Origin of the sequence: Geobacillus sp. ZGt-1, assembly GCF_001026865.1 — a bacterium.
Classification (GTDB): Bacteria; Bacillota; Bacilli; order Bacillales; family Anoxybacillaceae; genus Geobacillus; species Geobacillus thermoleovorans.
The window spans coordinates 1-3,078 of sequence record NZ_LDPD01000020.1 but is presented as its reverse complement, the minus strand read 5'-3'; the positions used below and the strand labels follow the sequence as shown (position 1 = coordinate 3,078).

2 protein-coding genes and 1 pseudogene are annotated in these 3,078 nt (G+C 54.6%); all 3 read left to right on the top strand.

All coding sequences use genetic code 11. The annotated features are described in order from the left end of the window. A pseudogene (locus tag VU18_RS17930) lies at positions 1-173 on the top strand (iron-containing alcohol dehydrogenase); the annotation flags it as partial. A gap of 31 nt (positions 174-204) precedes the next feature. After that, the gene (locus tag VU18_RS08305; RefSeq protein WP_047757960.1) at positions 205-1,536 is read left to right on the top strand and encodes a GntP family permease; all 1,332 of its coding nucleotides are present in this window, start codon (positions 205-207) and stop codon (positions 1,534-1,536) included. Between the two features lie 16 nt (positions 1,537-1,552). Next, a complete protein-coding gene (locus VU18_RS08300) occupies positions 1,553-3,016 on the top strand; it encodes a CoA-acylating methylmalonate-semialdehyde dehydrogenase (protein ID WP_047757959.1) in 1,464 nt (487 codons plus the stop codon). Positions 3,017-3,078: the final 62 nt, after the last annotated feature.

Below are 3,078 nucleotides of genomic sequence, written 5' to 3'. Positions count from 1 at the left end.
CATGGGGCATTGACAAAGCGGCATTCGACAAAGCAGTCGATAAAATGGCGGCTGATGCGCTGGCAAGCGGCAGTCCGGCGAATAACCCAAGGGTGCCGACTCATGAGGAAATTGTCGCGCTGTATCATATTTGTTACGACTATCAGTATGGCACCAATACGGTCAGCCGTTAAATGAAGCAACGGTCAAAAGAGGGGGAAAAGTATGCTGGGGATGATTGGTTTATTGGCCTCATTGGGATTGTTGATCTTTTTGACAATGAGGGGGATCAATATCATTATTGCCGCGTTGATCAGTTCTGTTCTTGTTGCGCTGACAGGCGGATTAAACTTGGAAAAAGCTTTGATGGAAAGCTATATGACGGGCTTTACCGGCTATTTCGCCAGCTGGTTTCTTATCTTCTTAGCCGGGGCGATTTTTGGCAAAGTGATGGAGGACACCGGGTCAGCTGACTCCATCGCTCATTGGGTAAAAGAAAAGTTTGGCGCTAAACATGCTGTATTGGCGGTCGTTGCTGCCTGCGCCATTATGACATACGGCGGTGTCAGCTTGTTTGTCGTCGGCTTTTCTGTTTACCCGATCGCCGTGTCACTGTTCCGTCAGTCGAATACGCCGCATCGTTTTATTCCGGCCGCCATGGTGTTCGGCTCGGTTTCGTTTACAATGACATCTCCGTATTCACCGGAGATTCAAAACATCATTCCAACGCAATTTTTCCATACAACGCCGGGGGCTGGGGGATGGGTAGGCATTTTCGTCGGCGCAACGATTGCTGTGGCTGGTTCCCTCTATTTAACGCGTGTTGTCCAAAAAGCGAAACAAAACGGCGAAACGTTTTCCTTGCCATACCGAACCGGCGACGTTTCCGGTGCGGTGAGTGAAATTGCTGCTTCGCTCGAGCGCGGCGCCGGCCGTCCGCTGCCGAACATTGTTTGTGCCATCCTTCCGTTAGTGGCGGTGATTGTTTCATTAAACATTTTGGCAAAATTCATTTCTTCGACTTCAGCAGGGGTCTTGTCACTTGTCCTTGGTATTGTGCTTTGCTGGGTGTTAAATGCGAAATTCGTCCGCAAATTTTGGGAGGCCATGGCGTCCGGCGCCCAAGATGCGTTAGTCGCTGCCGCTAATACGTGCGCCGTCGTCGGCTTCGGAGCGGTGGCGAAAAATGTGCCGGCCTTTCAAAAAGCGGTTGACGTCCTTGTGAACATTCCTGGACCGGAACTGCTCGGATTGGGGTTGGCCGTCACGATTATTTGCGGCATGACCGGATCGGCTTCCGGCGGTCTCGGTATTGCCTTGCCAATCCTAGCGCCGATTTATCTGGCGAAAGGGCTTGACCCCGGCGCCATGCATCGGGTAGCAACGCTTGCTTCCGGTGGCCTTGATTCGCTGCCGCACAACGGATACATTGTGACGACGATTCGCGCCGTCTGCCATGAAACGCACGAGCGGACGTATAAGCCGATATTCGTTCTGTCGGTTATCATTCCGCTTGCCGGCATGTTCTTAGCCATTCTCTTATACTCGATTTTCTAGAAAGGTGGTTTCATTCATGAGCTCTGTAACCGAAACAAAAACATTGAAAAACTTTATTGGCGGCCAATGGGTCGCCTCGACATCCGGAAAAGAAGAAATCGTGCCGAACCCGGCAACGGGGGAAGTATTGGCGAAAGTGCCGCTCTCCTCGCGCGAGGAGCTGGATGCGGCGGTGGCGGCCGCGAAAGAAGCGTTCCGCGAATGGCGCAAAGTCCCGGTTCCGCGTCGCGCCCGCATTTTGTTCCGCTACCAGCAGCTGCTTGTCGAGCATTGGGAAGAACTTGCCCGTCTCGTGACATTGGAAAACGGCAAAGTGTACGAGGACGCCTACGGTGAAGTGCAGCGCGGCATTGAATGCGTCGAGTTTGCAGCGGGGATTCCGACGCTCATGATGGGGCAGCAGCTGCCCGATATTGCGACGAATATCGAATCGGGGATGTACCGCTACCCGCTCGGTGTCGTCGCCGGGATTACGCCGTTTAACTTCCCGATGATGGTGCCGTGCTGGATGTTCCCGCTCGCCATCGCTTGCGGCAATACGTTCGTGCTGAAGCCGTCTGAGCGGACGCCCATGCTCGCCAACCGCTTGGCTGAACTGTTCACCGAAGCCGGACTGCCTGCAGGAGTGTTGAATATTGTTCACGGAGCGCACGAGGTCGTGAACGGCATTTTAGAACATAAAGATATTAAAGCCGTTTCGTTCGTCGGCTCGCAGCCGGTCGCCGAGTATGTATACAAAACAGCCGCCGCCCACGGCAAGCGGGTGCAGGCGCTCGCCGGTGCGAAAAACCATTCGATCGTCATGCCGGACGCCGACCTCGATATGGCGGTGACGAACATCATCAACGCCGCGTTCGGTTCGGCGGGCGAGCGGTGCATGGCGTGCTCGGTCGTCGTTGCAGTCGGCGATATCGCCGATGAGTTGGTCGAACGGCTCAAAGAAGCCGCCGACCGCATCCAAATTGGCAATGGGCTCGACAAAGGCGTCTTTTTAGGCCCGGTCATCCGCGAGTCGCATAAAGAGCGGACGATCAAATACATCGAAATCGGCGAAAAAGAGGGGGCGCTCCTTGTCCGCGACGGACGCCGCGACTCGGCGACAAGCGGAAAAGGGTATTTCATCGGTCCAACGATTTTTGACCATGTCAAGCCGGGCATGGCGATTTGGACGGATGAAATTTTCGCCCCGGTCTTGTCGGTCGTCCGCGCCCGAGACTTGGACGAAGCGATTGAGATCGCCAACCGGTCGGAGTTTGCCAACGGCGCCTGCATTTACACCGACAGCGCCAAAGCGATCCGCCAGTTCCGCGAAGAAATCGACGCCGGCATGCTTGGCGTCAACGTCGCCGTCCCGGCGCCGATGGCCTTCTTCCCGTTCTCGGGCTACAAAAACTCGTTCTATGGCGACCTTCATGCCAACGGCCGCGACGGCGTCGAATTTTACACGAGAAAGAAAATGGTGACGGCGAGATACCAATAGAATAGAATGGACTGAAAAGCAGCCCGTTTAGACAAGGGCTGCTTTTTATCTTAATTAGGCGA

Coding starts and splice junctions, on each gene's coding strand:
- VU18_RS08300 (WP_047757959.1), top strand. CDS start 1,553: ATGAGCTCTGTAACCGAAACAAAAACATTGAAAAACTTTATTGGCGGC.
- VU18_RS08305 (WP_047757960.1), top strand. CDS start 205: ATGCTGGGGATGATTGGTTTATTGGCCTCATTGGGATTGTTGATCTTT.